Annotated in this window: 15 protein-coding genes; 13 read left to right on the top strand and 2 right to left on the bottom strand. The window is 71.9% G+C overall.

All coding sequences use genetic code 11. From position 1 onward, the window contains the following. Nucleotides 1-252 precede the first annotated feature (252 nt). The 6 genes from ACSTA4_RS12185 to ACSTA4_RS12210 all read left to right on the top strand — a co-directional run bounded on the left by ACSTA4_RS12185 (nt 253) and on the right by ACSTA4_RS12210 (nt 8295). Nucleotides 253-966: an HAD family hydrolase gene (locus tag ACSTA4_RS12185; RefSeq protein WP_274977507.1), complete on the top strand. Its 714-nt coding sequence runs from the start codon at nt 253-255 to the stop codon at nt 964-966. A 332-nt stretch (nt 967-1298) separates the two neighbouring features. Beyond that, nucleotides 1299-1805 carry a cellulose synthase gene (locus ACSTA4_RS12190; protein WP_444963612.1) on the top strand — a complete coding sequence of 169 codons (507 nt, stop codon included), beginning with the start codon at nt 1299-1301 and terminating at the stop codon, nt 1803-1805. 639 nt (nt 1806-2444) lie between these two features. Then, a complete protein-coding gene (locus ACSTA4_RS12195) occupies nt 2445-3515 on the top strand; it encodes an ABC transporter permease (protein ID WP_444963613.1) in 1071 nt (356 codons plus the stop codon). A gap of 102 nt (nt 3516-3617) precedes the next feature. Continuing rightward, the gene (locus tag ACSTA4_RS12200) at nt 3618-5366 is read left to right on the top strand and encodes an ABC transporter substrate-binding protein (RefSeq protein WP_444963614.1); all 1749 of its coding nucleotides are present in this window, start codon (nt 3618-3620) and stop codon (nt 5364-5366) included. 88 nt (nt 5367-5454) lie between these two features. Continuing rightward, nucleotides 5455-6468 carry an ABC transporter permease gene (locus ACSTA4_RS12205; protein ID WP_444963615.1) on the top strand — a complete coding sequence of 338 codons (1014 nt, stop codon included), beginning with the start codon at nt 5455-5457 and terminating at the stop codon, nt 6466-6468. A 45-nt stretch (nt 6469-6513) separates the two neighbouring features. Continuing rightward, entirely contained in the window at nt 6514-8295 is a 1782-nt protein-coding gene (locus ACSTA4_RS12210; protein WP_444963616.1) for an ABC transporter ATP-binding protein, read from the top strand. Between the two features lie 396 nt (nt 8296-8691). On the opposite strand, the gene ACSTA4_RS12215 is transcribed toward ACSTA4_RS12210, so the two are convergent. Beyond that, a complete protein-coding gene (locus tag ACSTA4_RS12215) occupies nt 8692-9324 on the bottom strand; it encodes a TetR/AcrR family transcriptional regulator (RefSeq protein WP_444963617.1) in 633 nt (210 codons plus the stop codon). Nucleotides 9325-9447: 123 nt separating this feature from the next. Between ACSTA4_RS12215 and ACSTA4_RS12220 the strand changes: the two genes are divergently transcribed. From ACSTA4_RS12220 to ACSTA4_RS12245, 6 genes are all read left to right on the top strand, one after another. Next, the gene (locus ACSTA4_RS12220; RefSeq protein ID WP_444963618.1) at nt 9448-10170 is read left to right on the top strand and encodes a YqeB family protein; all 723 of its coding nucleotides are present in this window, start codon (nt 9448-9450) and stop codon (nt 10168-10170) included. A gap of 108 nt (nt 10171-10278) precedes the next feature. Then, nucleotides 10279-10443: a 50S ribosomal protein L33 gene (gene rpmG, locus ACSTA4_RS12225; RefSeq protein ID WP_013152592.1), complete on the top strand. Its 165-nt coding sequence runs from the start codon at nt 10279-10281 to the stop codon at nt 10441-10443. A gap of 160 nt (nt 10444-10603) precedes the next feature. After that, the gene (locus tag ACSTA4_RS12230) at nt 10604-10852 is read left to right on the top strand and encodes a type B 50S ribosomal protein L31 (protein WP_047870211.1); all 249 of its coding nucleotides are present in this window, start codon (nt 10604-10606) and stop codon (nt 10850-10852) included. 67 nt (nt 10853-10919) lie between these two features. After that, nucleotides 10920-11090 carry a 50S ribosomal protein L32 gene (gene rpmF, locus ACSTA4_RS12235; protein ID WP_013152594.1) on the top strand — a complete coding sequence of 57 codons (171 nt, stop codon included), beginning with the start codon at nt 10920-10922 and terminating at the stop codon, nt 11088-11090. Between the two features lie 202 nt (nt 11091-11292). Continuing rightward, nucleotides 11293-11958 carry a TetR/AcrR family transcriptional regulator gene (locus ACSTA4_RS12240; RefSeq protein WP_444963619.1) on the top strand — a complete coding sequence of 222 codons (666 nt, stop codon included), beginning with the start codon at nt 11293-11295 and terminating at the stop codon, nt 11956-11958. Nucleotides 11959-12142: 184 nt separating this feature from the next. Next, nucleotides 12143-14548: a flippase-like domain-containing protein gene (locus ACSTA4_RS12245; protein ID WP_444964156.1), complete on the top strand. Its 2406-nt coding sequence runs from the start codon at nt 12143-12145 to the stop codon at nt 14546-14548. Nucleotides 14549-14562: 14 nt separating this feature from the next. Here the strand turns inward: ACSTA4_RS12245 and ACSTA4_RS12250 are convergent, their stop codons facing one another. Beyond that, on the bottom strand, nt 14563-15021 hold the full coding sequence (locus ACSTA4_RS12250) for a hypothetical protein (protein ID WP_444963620.1): 459 nt from the start codon (nt 15019-15021) through the stop codon (nt 14563-14565). 138 nt (nt 15022-15159) lie between these two features. Here ACSTA4_RS12250 and ACSTA4_RS12255 point away from each other — a divergent pair, with 138 nt between their 5' ends. After that, on the top strand, nt 15160-15936 hold the full coding sequence (locus ACSTA4_RS12255; RefSeq protein ID WP_444963621.1) for a class I SAM-dependent methyltransferase: 777 nt from the start codon (nt 15160-15162) through the stop codon (nt 15934-15936). The last annotated feature ends 18 nt before the right edge of the window (nt 15937-15954 follow it).

Genomic DNA, 15954 nt, shown 5'->3' on the forward strand with positions numbered 1-15954 from the left:
GTGCGGGAGGCGCGCGGTGCCCCGCCCCGGGCCGCGCGTGCGCGGGCGCAAGTGTGGGGCAGCTCTCCACCCGCCGGCGTCCGAGTGTTCGTAGTGTGGAAAGGACGCCGACAGGTCCTCTTCACGGCGCGGGCGCCCCGCGTCCCGCACGATGATGACGCACAGCCCGGGTGTCCCGTGGGCGAGCGGGCAACCCATGACACACGAGGGGAGAGCGTGGTGCCGCCCGGTCCGGAAGGCGCCACCGAACGTATGAGCGAGCAGAGCACGCTGAGTCCCGAAGCCTCCGACACCCAGACCCCCCAGGCCAGACGCCTCCAGGCCGTACTCCTGGACATGGACGGCACCCTCATCGAGAGCGAGCACCTGTGGGGTGAGGCCGAGGCCGACCTGGTCGCCGAACTGGGCGGCGTGTGGACCGAGGAGGACCACCAGCGCAACGTCGGCAACGCCGCCGAGCCCGTGGGCCGCTACATCATCGACCTGACCGGCGCGCACCACCTCACCCCGCGCGAGGTCGCCGACCGCCTGTACGCGAGGTTCCGCGCCAGGCTCGCCGGAGGCGCCGACCTGCGCCCGGGCGCCAAGGAACTGGTCACCCTGCTGTCGGAGTCCGGCGTTCCGGTGGTCCTGGTGACCTCCACCGAGAGGACGCTGGTGCAGGCGGCGATCGGCGGGATCGGCCTGGACAACTTCGACGACTCGGTGGCCGGGGACGAGGTCGAGGCGAACAAGCCCCACCCCGACCCGTACCTGAGGGCCGCCCGGCGGCTCGGCGTGGACCCCGCGCGCTGCGTGGCCTTCGAGGACTCGGTGGTCGGCGTGACCTCGGCGGCCGACGCCGGGTGCGTCACGGTCGCGGTGCCCAACCACGTGCACATCCCGCCGCGCGAGGGCGTGGTGTTCCGCGACAGCCTGGTGGGCGTGGACCTGGACTGGCTGGAGTCCCTGGTCGCCGACCGCTGAACCCGGGTCCGCCGGTTTCCCCGCTCCCACCTGCCCCGACGCCCCCTTCCGTGCCCCGGCCGCCCGTCCGGGGTACGGGAGTAGCGTGGGTGGACAGGCCCCCGACTCCGGGGCCTGACCCAGGGCGTGTTCGGCGGACACATACCCTGCTGCGCGACGCCCCAGCACAACTCTCGCGGCGTTCTCATCAGTCGACAGCCAACCAGGATGACTCCTTCTTCGGCCTTGCGAGAGCCGCACTGGTGCGCCGCTCGCGACGGGCAGCATCCACCGAACACGCCCTAGGGGATCGACCGGATGTGCGCTCCGGCGCCGGATGGGAGACTGGGCCCATGCCTGAGAACTTGACGTGGATGACCGGTCTGGTCCTGGGAGGCGGACTCACCCTCGCGGGACTGGTGATCTCCTTCTTCGTGTGGCGCGCCAAGGGCGCCGCCTCGGGTCTGCGGGGCGTGGCGTGGTCGCTGCTGCCGCTGGCCGCCGGTCTGATCGGGCTGATGAACGCCGTCTGGCAGTTCGCCATGAACATCTTCGGCATCCTGGTCGGCCTGCTGTTCAACCCGGCGGTGTGGGCCGGTGTGGCCCTGGCGGGTCTGGCGGTGGTGCTCTACGTCGTCTCGGGCGTCATGCGCGCCCGTGACGTGGGCACCCGCCCCGGCAAGGCCAAGGCGCCCAAGGCCGGAGCCGGCGGGGCGGGCGGCGCGGCCGCGCCCGGTGCGGCCACCGCGGCCCCGGGCGCCAAGGGGAAGGTGGGCCCGGCCCCCAAGACCGGGGGTGCCGACGACCTCTCCGACCTGGGCGACATCGAGGAGCTGCTGCGCAAGCGCGGCATCGAGTGACCGACGCGGGCCCGGCCCGCACACCCTCGTGACGACGGTTCCGCAGGCGCGGGGCCGTCGTTCTCGCGTACGCCGTGACCGTCACCGTACGTGTTCGTGGCGGGGCCCTGGCCTGCCCGTGGCCGTCGCTCTGCGCTTCCAATCGGACACGCTGAGACGTATAGCACTTGCCATAGCGTGCCACTCCGGGGGTCGAACCGGTGCATATTCGGACGTATCGTGGGCGCGGCGGTGGAGGACGTCGCCGCAGCTCGCGACCGGTCCTCGGATGAATGCGAACTCTGTAGCCTTTTGTTGTTATATAGGCCTTTTAACGTTGTTTGTCACGATTTAGATACATGATCGGATATTGGACGCTATGCGTTCAGATCGCGAGTAAGTTGGTCGCTGTGTAACAGCCCGGGCGCAACGGTCCCGGTGTGTCCAACTCCTCAGGTGATGTGGCACACCCTGCGGACCGGGTCTGCGGAGGCGGGTCATCCGCCCTCCCCGCCGACACGCAAGCCCACGCCAGCCAGCGTCGAGAACCGGCCGGCCCCACCGTGCGCGAACCGCAGGTCACCCCTCCTTGCGGCCGTACGCGTGGGTTCTGTCCCGTTCCCCTCGGCCAGAAGCGTATGAGTGGAGAGTGGTGGCCTGATGAGCGCGCCCTCGCATGCCCCCGATTCGGCGGAGCAGGCGGAGCAGAACGACGCCGTGAACGTCGCTGCGCAGGCCCACGAGGTCCGCGGAGACTCCGACAACCGGTCCCTGCGCCAGATCGCCTGGCAGCGGCTGCGCAAGGACAAGGTCGCGATGATCTCCGGCGTGGTCGTGGTCCTGCTCATCCTCGCCGCGGTTCTCGCGCCCCTCCTGGCCAAGTGGTTCGGGCACCCGCCCACCCAGTTCCACCAGGACCTGATCGAGCCCAACACCGGGTTCCCGCTGAGGGACCCGTCCCTTCCGCCCCCCACCGACGGCAGCATCCCCAGCGACAACCTCGACCCGTGGGGCGGGATCAGCTCCGACCACCTGCTGGGCGTGGAGCCCAAGACCGGCCGCGACCTGTTCAGCCGCATCGTCTACGGCGCCCAGATCTCCCTGCTGGTGGCCTTCCTGTCCACGCTCCTGTGCGTGTTCATCGGCACCGTCCTCGGCATCATCGCCGGGTACAAGGGCGGCTGGGTCGACACCCTCATCAGCCGGGCCATGGACGTCTTCCTGGCCTTCCCGCTGATGCTCTTCGCCATCGCGCTCGTGGGTGTCATCCCCGACGGCGTCCTGGGCCTGAGCGGCAACGGCCTGCGCATCGGCGTCATCGTCTTCATCATCGGCTTCTTCAACTGGCCCTACATCGCCCGCATCGTCCGGGGGCAGACGCTCTCGCTGCGCGAGCGGGAGTTCGTGGAGGCCGCCAGGAGCCTGGGCGCCAGCAACCGGCACATCCTCTTCAAGGAGATCCTGCCCAACCTGGTCACGCCGATCATCGTCTACTCGACCCTGCTCATCCCCACGAACATCCTGTTCGAGGCGGCCCTGAGCTTCCTGGGCGTCGGCATCAACCCGCCCACGCCGAGCTGGGGCAAGATGCTCTCCGACGCGGTGCCGCTGTACGAGAACGCGCCCTACTTCGTCATCTTCCCGGGTCTGGCCATCTTCATCACCGTCCTGGCGTTCAACCTGTTCGGCGACGGGCTGCGCGACGCCTTCGACCCCAAGACCTCCGACTGACCCACGGTCGGTGGAGGCTGACCCGCCCGGCCTCCGCAAGGCAGGGATCCGACGACAGGTTGATCCCATCATCACCATCAGGTTCGCATGAGAGGCAGTTCCTTGAGGAAACGCACCCTCGGCTTCGTCGCGCTCGGCGCGGCGGCGTCCATCCTCCTTTCGGCTTGCGGCGGCGGTGGCTCCGCCGACGGTGGCTCCGCGTCCGGCGCCGAGTTCAACCAGGGGGCGACCGAGGTCGTCAACCCGTCCGACCAGACCGGCGGCACCCTGCGCTACGCCATCGCCACTGACTTCGACTCCACCGACCCGGGCGACACCTACTACGGGTTCAGCTGGAACTTCACCCGCTACTACGCCCGTACGCTGCTGGCCTTCACCCCGGCGCCGGCCGAGGAGTCCACCGAGCTGACCACGGACATGGCCGCGGGCATGCCCGAGCCCAACGAGGACTTCACCGAGTGGACCGTCAAGATCCAGGAGGGCCTCAAGTACGAGGACGGCTCCGAGATCACGGCGCAGGACATCAAGTACGCCATCGCGCGCTCGAACTACAACGGCGGTGAGCTGCCCAACGGTCCGCGCTACTTCGAGGCGCACCTGGACCAGGAGCCCTTCAACGTCTACGAGGTCGACAACCCGCTGGAGACCTTCACCGCGGTCGAGACCCCGGACGACCACACCCTGGTCTTCCACCTCAAGGACTCCTTCTCGGAGTTCCCCTACGTGCTGACCCAGCCGCAGACCGCCCCGGTGCCCATGGAGGCCGACCGCGGCGCGCTGTACAAGGAGAAGGTCCTCTCCTCGGGCCCGTACAAGTTCGAGGGCAACTACGAGCCCGGCGTCCAGCTCAACCTGGTCCGCAACGAGCACTGGGACGCCGAGACCGACCCGATCCGCCCGGCCCTGCCGGACGAGGTCACCGTCCAGATCGGTGTCGACCAGGACGAGATCGACCAGCGCCTGGTCAACGGCGACCTCGACGTCGACCTGGCCGGCGTCGGCGTCGGCCCGGCGATGAAGGGCACGCTGCTCACCGACGAGGACGTCCAGGCCAACCTGGACAACCCGTACTCCGGCGCGCTGCGCTACGTCAACATCCACACCCCGGTCATCGAGGACGTGTCCTGCCGCCAGGCGATCATGTACGCGGCCGACCGAGACAGCCTGCACCGCGCCTGGGGCGGCGCGACCGGTGGCGACATCGCCACCAACGTGCTCCCGCCGACCATCCCGGGCTCGAACCCGGAGTCGGACCTGTACCCCTCCGAGGACAACAAGGGCGACCTCGAGGCCGCCGAGGCCAAGCTGGAGGAGTGTGGCGAGGCCGAGGGCTTCAGCACCACCATCGCGGTCCGCGACGGCCGTCCCAACGACATCGCCACCGCGGAGTCCCTCCAGGAGTCCCTCAAGCGCGTGGGCATCGAGGTCGACATCCAGACCTTCCCGGCCGAGGACTTCTTCGCCCAGTACGCGGGCTCGCAGGACTACGTCCGTGAGAACAACATCGGTCTGAGCGTCTCCGGCTGGAGCCCCGACTGGGCCACCGGCTACGGCTTCGCCTCCAAGATCACCGACGGCGACGCCATCCAGGCCACGGGCAACTACAACACCTCCGAGCTCGACGACCCGGAGATCAACGGCCTGTGGGACGAGGCGCTGGCCACCGAGGACCCGGAGGAGCGCGCTGCCATCTACGAGCAGATCGACACCCTGGTCATGGAGCAGGCGGCCATCCTGCCGGTCGTCTTCGACCGCGCGCTGTACTACCGCTCGGACGAGCTGACCAACGTCTACCACACGTCCGCGTACGCGATGTACGACTTCATGGCCCTGGGCGTGGACCGGGGTTAGCGCTCCGACCGGCCTGAACTAGTACGAGAAGGCAGGTGATGGCGGCGGGGGTGCCACGGCCCCGTGGGTACCCCCGCCGCCGACCGCGATGCTGAACTATATTCTCCGCCGCCTCGGTGCGGGACTGCTGCTGCTCGCCGTCGTCACGGCGGTGACCTTCTGGATCTTCTACGTCCTGCCCCGCTGGGCCGGCGTGACCCCGCGCGGTATGGCCGCGTTGTACGTGGGCAAGGCCCCCACGCCCGAGGCGCTCGACGCCACGGTGGCGCGCCTGGGCCTGGACCAGCCCATCGCCGTGCAGTTCCTGGACTTCGTCAAGGGCCTGGTCCTCGGCTCCGAGTACACCTTCGGCCGGGAGACGATCGAGTGCGCGGCGCCCTGCCTGGGCTACTCCTTCACCACCAACAGCCCCGTGCTGCCCCAGCTGCTCGACCGCCTGCCGGTCACCGCCTCGCTGGCCCTGGGCGCGGCCGTCATCTGGATCATCGGCGGCGTGGCCGTCGGCGTCCTCTCCGCTGTCAAGAAGGGCAGCATCTTCGACCGCATCGCCATGAGCGCCGCGCTGGTGGGCGTGTCCATGCCGATCTACTTCACCGGTCTGCTCGCCCTGGCCTTCCTCGTGCACCAGTGGGAGCTGTTCCCGGTCTCGCGCTACGTCCCCCTCACCGAGGACCCGGTCGGCTGGTTCCAGGTGATGTTCCTGCCCTGGGTCACCCTGGCCTTCCTGCACGCGGCGCAGTACGCGCGCCAGACGCGCGCGGGCATGCTGGAGGTCCTGGGCGAGGACTACATCCGCACCGCCCGCGCCAAGGGGCTGAGCGAGCGCCGCGTGATCTTCAAGCACGCGCTGCGCCCGACGCTGACCCCCATCGTGACCATCTTCGGCCTGGACGTCGGCCTGGTCCTGGGCGGCGCCATCCTCACGGAGAAGGTCTTCTCCCTGAACGGCATCGGCGCCTACGCCATCGACGCGATCATCGGCAAGGACCTGCCCGTGGTGCTCGGCGTGACCCTGATGGGCGCTGTCTTCATCGTCGTCTGCAACCTGATCGTCGACCTGCTCTACCCGGTCGTCGACCCGCGCGTGCGCATCGCCGCCTGACGACCGACAGCGTTGAACAGAGCAGCTCTAACGAAGGAAAGTGACATGGCCTCGACCGACCCCGTCGTCCGCGTGGACGACCTGCGGGTGACGTTCCCGACCATGGACGGCGACGTTCACGCGGTGAAAGGGCTGTCCTTCGAGGTGCCCGCGGGCGGTGCCCTGGGCATCGTGGGCGAGTCGGGCTCGGGCAAGAGCGTGACCTCGCTGGCCCTGATGGGCCTGCACCGGGGCAGCAAGGCGAAGATCACCGGCTCCATCGAGGTCGCGGGCCAGGACGTGGTCAGCGCCTCGGACAAGAAGCTGCGGCGGATGCGCGGCAACGACATCGCCATGGTCTTCCAGGACCCCATGCAGTCGCTGCACCCGCAGTACACGATCGGCAACCAGCTGATCGAGGCCTACCGCATCCACCGGCCCAAGGCCACCAAGGCCGAGGCGCACGCCCGCGCGGTGGAGTCGCTGGACCGGGTGGGCATCCCCGAGCCCGGCAAGCGGGTCAACTCCTACCCGCACGAGTTCTCCGGCGGCATGCGCCAGCGCGTGGTCATCGCCATGGGTCTGATGTGCGAGCCCAAGGTGCTGCTGGCCGACGAGCCCACGACGGCGCTGGACGTGACGGTGCAGGCCCAGGTCCTGGACCTGCTGGACGAGCTGCGCCGCGACCTGGGCATGGGCCTGATCCTGGTCTCGCACGACCTGGCGGTGGTCGCGGGTTCGGTGGACGAGGTCGTGGTCATGCGCCACGGCGTCGCGGTCGAGCGCGGCGACGTGCGCAAGGTCCTCTCCGAGCCCGAGCACCCCTACACCCAGGGGCTCCTGGCCGCCGTGCCGCGCGTGGAGGTCTCCCGCGCCCAGCGGCGCGCCCAGGACCGGGCCGACCGGGTCGAGCGCGACAAGCGCGAGGGCAGGGTCACCGAGCCGGGCCAGTTCGCGGCCTTCACCCCCTCCGCCGGCGGCGAGGGCTCCTCCGAGGAGACCCCGCTCCTGCGGGTGGAGGACGTGGCGCAGCGGTTCAAGGTGCGCGGCGGCACCTGGGGCAAGGCCACGGACTTCTGGGCGGTCAAGGGGGTCTCCTTCGACCTGCACCGCGGCGAGACCCTGGGCATCGTGGGCGAGTCGGGGTCGGGCAAGTCGACGCTCTCGCGGATGGTGATGCGTCTGCTGGAGCCCACGCGGGGCCGGGTGGAGTTCGAGGGCCGCGACATCACCCACATGCCCGATCGGGCCTTGCGTCCGCTGCGCCGGGACGTGCAGATGGTCTTCCAGAACCCCTACTCCTCGCTCAACCCGCGGGTGACCGTGGGCGACGCGATCGGGACCGCGCTGCGGGTGCAGGGGGAGAGGGACACCAAGAAGGTGCGCCGTCAGGTGCAGGAGCTGTTGGAGCGGGTGGGGCTCGAACCCCACCACTACAACCGGTTCCCGCACGCGTTCTCGGGCGGTCAGCGCCAGCGGATCGCGATCGCGCGGGCGTTGATCCTCAAGCCGAAGCTGATCATCTGCGACGAGCCGGTGTCGGCGTTGGACGTGTCCACGCAGGACCAGGTGCTGCGGTTGCTGTCGGAGTTGCAGGACGACTTCGGGTTGACCTACATCTTCGTGGCCCACGACCTGGCGGTGGTGCGTCAGGTCAGTGACCGGGTCGCGGTGATGCGTGCGGGCGAGGTGGTGGAGATGGGTGACAGCGACGCGGTGTACGAGAACCCCGCCAGCGACTACACCCGCCAGTTGCTGACGGCCGCTCCGGTCCTGGACCCCGACGAGGCCCGCCGCCTGCGCGCCGGGCGCGTGGAGAAGCGCGCCGAGGGCAAGGTCGTCGCCTGACGGCCCTACGGGCCCCACAGGCCTGAACGGTCCTGACAGGCCGGTGGCCGACCGGCAGAAGGACCGACCCAGCGCCGGTGCCGCCGCGGAACCCCGCGGCGGCACCGGCGTTTCGCGTGCGAAGGGGCCGACACCTCTACCGTGATCTTGCGACACACCAGCAACGGTTCCGGCCGGTTCGCTAGGGAGTGTTCCGCGGAGGCTTTCGGATCAGCGAGCGGCCGTCCGGACAATCTCTCGCAAGACGGTTCGCGCAGGTCAGCCTGGTTGGCTTTTCAAGCGAAACCGGCGCAGCGAGAGGCAGCCCGGTGCTCGCGGAAGTACCGGAGCCGAAGGCTCTCCGTTGAGGGTGGCGGAGGGCGACGGGCGGGACCGAAATGTTCCAAGGAACACGACCTAGGCCGAGGGCCCGCGTTCGGTCGCCGCCGCGGCGAACAGGCGGGCCAGCTCCCGGGCGTACTCCTCGTGCTCCTCGACCGGTCTGCGCCGCAGTCGGCCCGGGACCGCGTTCAGGGCCGCGAAGAGGGTGTCGGTGAACACCTCCGGGTCGAAGGCGCGGAACTCCCCGTGGCCCTGCCCCTCGGTGAGGAAGCCGACCAGTTCGGCGCGCCCGGCGTCCTGGCTCCGGGCGATCCACTCGCGGACGGAGGCGGGCACGTCCGCGCCGCCGATCTCCTGGCGCACCGCCATCTCCCGGGGGTGGCGAGAGCAGTGCATGACGTGGCCGCTGATGATGCGCGTCAGGGCGTCCTCGAACCCCGCGAGCGGCTCGGGTCCGCCCTCCATCGCCCGGTCCAGACGGGCGTTGACGTACTCCAGCACCTGCCGGAGCAGCCGCTCCTTCGTCCTGAAGTGGTACGTGATCAGGCCGGGGCTGACCGAGGCACGCGCGGCGATGCGCACGAAGGACGCCCGGGCGTACCCCTCCTCGGCGATGGTCTCGACCGCCGCCCGCACGATCTGTCCGCGGCGCGCCTCCTCGATGAAGGAGCGCCGGTCCTCCCCGTCCCCACTGTCGACTGTTTGCATGTACAGAATCCTATATGCTCAACTAGGAAGGAGTTGACCACCACGGAGGACGCGTCGGAGAGCGGGTCGGGGGCGATGCCGCCACCGCTTCGCCGCGGCCGCCGAGAGGGAGAGGACTTCCCCATGACCGACACCCGCCGACCTCCGTCCGTGGTCCGTGAGCACGGCGCCACCCACGTGCTGCTGTGGACCCTCTTCCCCCTGCTCGGTGCCGGGCTCGGCTGGGTGCTGTCCCGGGTTCCGAGCTGGCTCGCCCTTCTACCGGAGTGGGTCCACCAGCTGCCGCTGGTCCCGGGCCAGGAGCAGGTCGCCCTTCTGGCGCGCCTGGACGGGCCGGTCCTCACGACCGTCCTGGTGGTCCTCGGTGTCCTCGCCGGCGGCTTCGTCGCGCTCGCCTCCTACGACGACATGGTCACCGTCGAGGCGGGCGGGGGCGGGGTGCGCGTCATCCGGTCCGGTCGGAACACGGAGTTCGCCCGCGAGCGGGTGGGGGCGGTCTTCGTCGACGGCCGGGACCTGGTCCTGCTGGGCGCGGACACCGCCGAGCTCGCCCGCGAGCGCACCGGCCACGGCGCCGACCGGCTCCGCGCCGCGTTCGAGGAGCAGGGTTACCCGTGGTGCGACGGCGACCCGTACGCGGACCGGTTCCGGCGCTGGGTCGACGGGATGCCGGGCCTGGAGCAGCACGCCCAGGCGGTCCTGCGGGCCCGCCGGGAGGCGCTGAGGTCGAAGGATGCCGACGACAGCGCCGAGTTGCGCGCCGAACTCGCCGCTCTCGGCGTGGTCGTGCGGGACGAGGGCGACCGCCAGTACTGGCGTCCGGTCCGCGGCGGTTCCGGCGGCTGAACGCCGTCGGGCGGGGGGTCGTCCACAGGGGAGAGATGACCTGGCCGGATCGGGAATGAAAACGGTTATCATTGACTTGTAACGCGTGGGAACCCTGAGGAGGCATCCATGGCACGCAACGAGATCCGGCCGATCATCAAGCTCAAGTCCACCGCGGGGACGGGCTTCACCTACGTCACCCGCAAGAACCGGCGCAACACGCCCGACCGGCTCACCCTGAAGAAGTACGACCCGCGCGTGCGCCGCCACGTCGAGTTCCGCGAGGAGCGCTGAGCCGGGCCGCGCCCCGGCCGCCCGTTCCCGCGGGGCCGGGGCCCCGGCGAACCGGCGCCCCGACCGGCGGCGGAGCCGCCGACCCCGACGGGCGCCGCCCCGTCGCGCGCCGCCGAGCAGGCGGACCGCCGCGCCCAACGACCACCCCAAGGGGGCACACATGAAGCAGGGAATCCACCCCGACTACCACCCGGTCGTCTTCCGCGACCGCGCGGCCGACTTCTCCTTCCTCACCAGGTCCACCGCCACCAGCGACAAGACCATCGAGTGGAGCGACGGCCGCACCTACCCGCTGATCGACGTCGAGATCTCCAGCGCCAGCCACCCCTTCTACACGGGCAACGCCCGCGTGGTGGACACGGCGGGCCGCGTGGAGCGCTTCCAGCGCCGCTACCAGCGCAGGGGCTGACCGACACGAGCGCGAGGCGGGGCCCGGCGCCCCGCCCCCGACCACCCGAGAAGAAGGCAGAGTTCCCATGGCCGTACCCAAGCGCAGGATGTCGCGGTCCAACACCCGCACGCGCCGCTCCCAGTGGAAGGCCGCCACCCCCGACCTGGTGCGCGTCCACATCCGCGGCCGCGAGTACCTCGTGCCGCGCAACCTCGTCCGCGCCTACGAGCGCGGGCTGCTCGCGCCGCCCGAGTAGAGGCCCGGCACGGTCCGCCGGGCCCCGTGCGCCCGGTCCGCCGCGACACAGGGCCCGGGCGCCGCTGACGCCGCCGCGCGTCCGCCCGCGCCGCCGCGCGCCGGGGCCCTCTCCCGCCCGGCGCGCGGCGGCGTGAGCACCGTCACCGGGCTCCTCTGCCGGGCAGCCGGGCGGGTCGGCCGAGCGCCGTAGGGTGGTGGGCATGCCAGCCCGAACGCCTCCCACCGCGCCCGGCGGCGACGCCCCGGGACTGCGCGCCGACGCGCTGCACAACCGCCACCGCATCGTCGAGGCCGCCCGCGCGGCCTTCTCCGAACGCGGGATCGACGTGCCGATGTCGGCCATCGCCCGCCGCGCCGGAGTGGGGGTCGCCACCCTCTACCGCCGCTTCCCCACCCGCGAGTCCCTGGTCTCCGAGGTGTTCGCCGACCAGTTGGCGGCCTGCACCTCCCTGGTGGACGACGGCCTCGCCGACCCGGACCCCTGGCGGGGCTTCTGCTCGGTGGTCGAGCGGGTGTGCGCGATGCAGGCCGCCGACCGCGGCTTCACCGGCGCGTTCCTCACCGCCTTCCCCAGTGCGGTCCCCTTCGAGGAGAAGCGCGACCGCGCCGAACGCGGCATCACCGAACTCATCCGCAGGGCCAAGGCGGCCGGGCGGCTGCGCCCCGACTTCGCGGTCGCGGACCTCACGCTGCTGTTCCTGGCCAACTGCGGGGCCGCCTCCGGCCCGCCCGAGGCGGCCGCCGCCTCCTCGCGGCGCCTGGTGGCCTATCTCCTCCAGTCCTTCGAGAACACGGAACGGCGCCGCCCCCTGCCCGCCGCCCCCGAGATCGGACTGGGCCAGATCCCCGACCTCCTCACGGGCTGAGCGCGGACGGTCCCGCGAAACGCACCGCCCCTGGTCCTTGACCCCCACGGAGTCGGGCAGTCTTGGGAGTGTGACAACGCGAACCGACGAGATCCCCCCGCCGGACCCACGGACACCGCGAGCCCCGCGCAGGCCCGTCGACCTCCTCACGGGAGCGCTCGGCCTGATCGCGGTGGCGGTGATCATGATCGCCGTCCGCATGGCCACCGACGGTGTGGAGGGGGCCGACCCCGACCGGCTCCGCGCGCTGCTGCCCTCCGGCCTGCTCCTGCTCGTCGCCGCGGGCGCCAACCTCCTGCTGATCGTCCTCGTCAGCTACGTCGTCCTGCGCACGCTGTTCACCGGGCGGCGGCGCTCCCTGGCCCGGCCGGTCGCCGCCGGGATCGCCGCCTACACGCTCGCCTCGCTGATCAACGCCACCCTCTTCGCGCTGATCGGCCCGGAGCGGTTCCCCGACGCGCTCGCCCCCGACGACGTGTTCACCAGCGCCACCCTCGGCTACGTGGCCGCCGTCCTGGCCTTCATCCGCACCATGCCCACCGGTCTGCCGCGGGTCCGCTCGGTCCTGTGGGCGGGCAACACCACGGTCGCGGTCTGCGCCCTGCTGGCCGGGGTCACCAGCTTCCTCGCCCTCGTCCTGACCGTCCTGGTCGGCCTCACCTGCGCCGCCCTGGTCCGGTACGCGCTGGGGGAGAGGCCGCCGCCGCAGACCGACAACGGCCTGGACGCCGAACTGCGCCGGTTCGGGCTGGCCGCCACCGGCGTCTCCCGCGCGGACGACGACGAGGAGGGCAACCCGCGCCACCTGGCCGAACTCGACGACGGCCGCCGGGTGGAGCTGGTCGTGCTCAGCTCCGAGAACACCGCCGGGTTCTGGCGGCGCCTGCGCGACCTGCTGTTCCTGCGCGGCCCCGTGGCTCCCCGGATGCTCTACGGCGTCCGCCGCCGCGCCGAGCACGCCGCGCTGATGAGCTTCTCCGCCCGGCAGGCGGGGGCCGCCGTCCCCCGCGTCCTGGCCGTCGGCGAACTCGGTCCCGGCACCGTCCTGCTGGTCCGCGAACTGCCCGCCTTCCGCGCCCTGGACGCACTCGACGACGAGGAGCTCACCGACGGGCTGACCGACCTGTGCTGGCGCGAACTGGGGCTGCTGCACCGGCACCGGCTCGTCCACGGCAACGTCAACGGCGCCACCATCGGTGTCCTGGACCAGCCCTCCGACCCTGCCAGCGCCTCCGCCCCGGCCAGTACTCCCACCCCGGCAGGCGCCTCCGTCCCCGAGGGCACCTCGGAACCGGCAGGCTCCGCCACCCTGGCCGACGCCTCCGAAACCGCGGCCCCGCCGGGCCCCCGCGAGTCGGCGGTCCTGCTCACCGGCCTGGACCGCGGCGGTGTGGCCGCCCCCCAGCTCCAGGTCACCCTGGACCAGGCCGCCATGCTCACCCTGCTGGCCATGCGGGTGGGGACCGGGCGCGCCGTGGACTCGGCGGTGCGCGCGCTGGGTGTGACCGCCACGGCCGCGGTCCTGCCCTTCCTCCAACCCGCCGGCCTGCCCTACGCGCTGCGCAGGGGGCTGCGCGGGGACCGCGGGCTGCTGGCGCGGCTGCGCGAGCGCGTGGTGCGCATAGCCCCGGAGGCGCCCTCCGAACCCGCCCGCCTGGAGCGCATGCGTCCGCGCACCGTGGTCAGCGTCATCGTCGCCACCGTCGTCGGCCTGGTGCTGCTGTACCAGCTCACCGGCGTGGACTTCACCGCCATCGGCCGGGCCGACCCGGTGTGGACGCTGGCCGCGCTCGCCGCGTCGGTGGTGTGCACGCTCTCCGCCGCGATGATCCTCATCGGCTTCGTGCCCGTGCCGCTGCCGTGGTGGCGCACCGTCATGGTCCAGTACGCGGGGTCGTTCGTGCGCATCGCCGCCCCCGCCGGGCTGGGGTCGCTCGCGATCAACACCCGGTTCGTCACCAGGGAGGGTGTCTCCACCTCCCTGGCCCTGTCCGCGGTGGGCCTGACCCAGCTGGTCGGGTTCCTGGTGCACGTGCCGCTGCTGCTGGTGTGCGCCTACCTCACCGGCACCTCGTACTGGACCGGGTTCACGCCCTCACCGACCGTCGTCGTGATCAGCGTCGCCGGGACGGCCGTGGTGGGGGTGGTCCTGCTGCTGCCCCGGCTGCGGCACGCCCTCGGCGCCCGGATCCGTCCCTACCTGCGCGGAGTGCTCCCGCGGCTGCTGGACATGCTCCAGAGCCCGTCCAGCCTGCTGCTGGGCTTCGGCGGAACGCTGCTGATCACCGCCGCGTTCGTGCTGTGCCTGCAGTTCTCGGTCCTGGCCTTCGCCGACCCGGGCGCCCAGGTGAGCCTGGTGGCGGTCGCGGTGGTGTTCCTGGCGGGCAACGCGATCGGCTCGGCCGCGCCCACGCCCGGAGGCCTGGGCGCGGTGGAGGCGGCCCTGATCGGCGGCCTGACCACGGTGGCGGGAGTCCCCGCCGCCGTCGCGCTGCCCGCGGTGCTCCTGTTCCGCGTGCTGACCTTCTGGCTGCCGGTCCTGCCGGGCTGGGGGGCCTTCTCCTACCTCCAGCGCCGCGAGGCCATCTGAGCGGGGCCCGCGCGTCAGGAGACGCCGGAGCGGGCGGGCACGAGCTTTCCGATCCCCCAGGCGGCCAGACCGGTGACGGCGCCGACGGCCGCGCCGGTGAACAGGCTGCTCACCACCGCGAAGCCGCGGACGACGACCGCGTGCGCGAGGGGCGGCAGGTCGCTGAGGTTGCCGCCGAGCGTCGGGGGGTTCCCCTCCCAGGCTGTGTTCCACAGCAGCTGGTGCCCCAGGGCGAGGAGGACGCCGTAGAGCAGTCCGACCACCAGCAGCGTCGGGAACGGGTTCGGGACCCGGGCCAGGACGGCCACCGCCACCCACACGAGCGGGGGGACGAACACGAACAGGGCGTTGACGAGGGTTCCCTCCTGGATGACGCCGAGGTCGTGCAGGACCACGCGGGGCGCCGCGAGCAGGGCCAGCAGGGCCATGGCGGTCCAGGACAGGCCGAGGGCGGGACGTCTGTGTTCGGTCATGGCCACGACCCTAGGGAGAGCGCCGCGCCGCCACATCCGCTTTCGGTATCGACCGTGTACGCCCGTGGTCGTTCTCCGGGGCCGCGCTCCGTCGTTTAACCGGTTGAGCCCGCCCCGCCGGATGCGCACAATGGCCGGGTGACCACAAGGAGGCGGGAACCCGTGCGCGACTTCGACGACCTGGTGGAGGAGGCCGAGCGGCGGCCGACCTCCGGATGGGACTTCCGGTTCCTGGACGGCAGGCTGGTCGAGGAGCCGCTGCCCTGGTCCTACGAGGAGCGTGCCCGGCGGCTCGTGCGCGCCGCGCGAGCGCCCGTCCTGGACCTGGGCACCGGGGGCGGCGAGTTCCTCTCGTCCCTGGCCCCGCTGCCGCCCGGCTCCCGGGCCACCGAGGGCTGGCCGCCGAACGTGCCCGTCGCCCGACGCAGGCTCGCGGCCCTGGCGGTGGACGTGGTGGAGCCGGGCCCCGACGGGGGCCTGCCCCTGCCCTCAGGGGGGTTCGGCGCGGTGCTCGACCGCCAAGAGGCCTACGACCCCGCCGAGGTCGGCCGGGTCCTGGCCCCCGGCGGTGTCTTCCTCACCCAGCAGGTCGGCGGAGACGACGGGTACGAACTCAGCGCCCTCCTGGAGGGGCCGCCCCCGGACCGGAACGCGAACTGGGACCTCGACGCCGCGGTCGCCGGCCTGGAGGGGGTGGGCCTGGCCGTCACCCGCGCCCGCCGGGCCCGGACCCTGCGCCGCTTCCACGACGTGGGCGCGCTCGTGTCCTACCTGCGCATGGTGCCGTGGCAGGTGCCGGGCTTCGACGCGCGCACACACCGCGGGCCGCTGCTGCGGCTGCACCGGGACATGGAGCGGGGGACGCCGCTCACGTGCACGGTGCACCGCTTCCTCGTCGAGGCGTGCGGGCGCTGACCGCGCCGCGTACCGGTG

This window comes from Nocardiopsis sp. M1B1 (genome assembly GCF_052466615.1).

Excerpts from the sequence above, each read along its gene's own strand:
- ACSTA4_RS12185 (WP_274977507.1), top strand. The coding sequence starts at position 253 with ATGAGCGAGCAGAGCACGCTGAGTCCCGAAGCCTCCGACACCCAGACC.
- ACSTA4_RS12190 (WP_444963612.1), top strand. The coding sequence starts at position 1,299 with ATGCCTGAGAACTTGACGTGGATGACCGGTCTGGTCCTGGGAGGCGGA.
- ACSTA4_RS12195 (WP_444963613.1), top strand. The coding sequence starts at position 2,445 with ATGAGCGCGCCCTCGCATGCCCCCGATTCGGCGGAGCAGGCGGAGCAG.
- ACSTA4_RS12205 (WP_444963615.1), top strand. The coding sequence starts at position 5,455 with ATGCTGAACTATATTCTCCGCCGCCTCGGTGCGGGACTGCTGCTGCTC.
- ACSTA4_RS12210 (WP_444963616.1), top strand. The coding sequence starts at position 6,514 with ATGGCCTCGACCGACCCCGTCGTCCGCGTGGACGACCTGCGGGTGACG.
- ACSTA4_RS12215 (WP_444963617.1), bottom strand. The coding sequence starts at position 9,324 with ATGCAAACAGTCGACAGTGGGGACGGGGAGGACCGGCGCTCCTTCATC.
- ACSTA4_RS12220 (WP_444963618.1), top strand. The coding sequence starts at position 9,448 with ATGACCGACACCCGCCGACCTCCGTCCGTGGTCCGTGAGCACGGCGCC.
- rpmG (WP_013152592.1), top strand. The coding sequence starts at position 10,279 with ATGGCACGCAACGAGATCCGGCCGATCATCAAGCTCAAGTCCACCGCG.
- ACSTA4_RS12230 (WP_047870211.1), top strand. The coding sequence starts at position 10,604 with ATGAAGCAGGGAATCCACCCCGACTACCACCCGGTCGTCTTCCGCGAC.
- rpmF (WP_013152594.1), top strand. The coding sequence starts at position 10,920 with ATGGCCGTACCCAAGCGCAGGATGTCGCGGTCCAACACCCGCACGCGC.
- ACSTA4_RS12240 (WP_444963619.1), top strand. The coding sequence starts at position 11,293 with ATGCCAGCCCGAACGCCTCCCACCGCGCCCGGCGGCGACGCCCCGGGA.
- ACSTA4_RS12245 (WP_444964156.1), top strand. The coding sequence starts at position 12,143 with ATGATCGCCGTCCGCATGGCCACCGACGGTGTGGAGGGGGCCGACCCC.
- ACSTA4_RS12250 (WP_444963620.1), bottom strand. The coding sequence starts at position 15,021 with ATGACCGAACACAGACGTCCCGCCCTCGGCCTGTCCTGGACCGCCATG.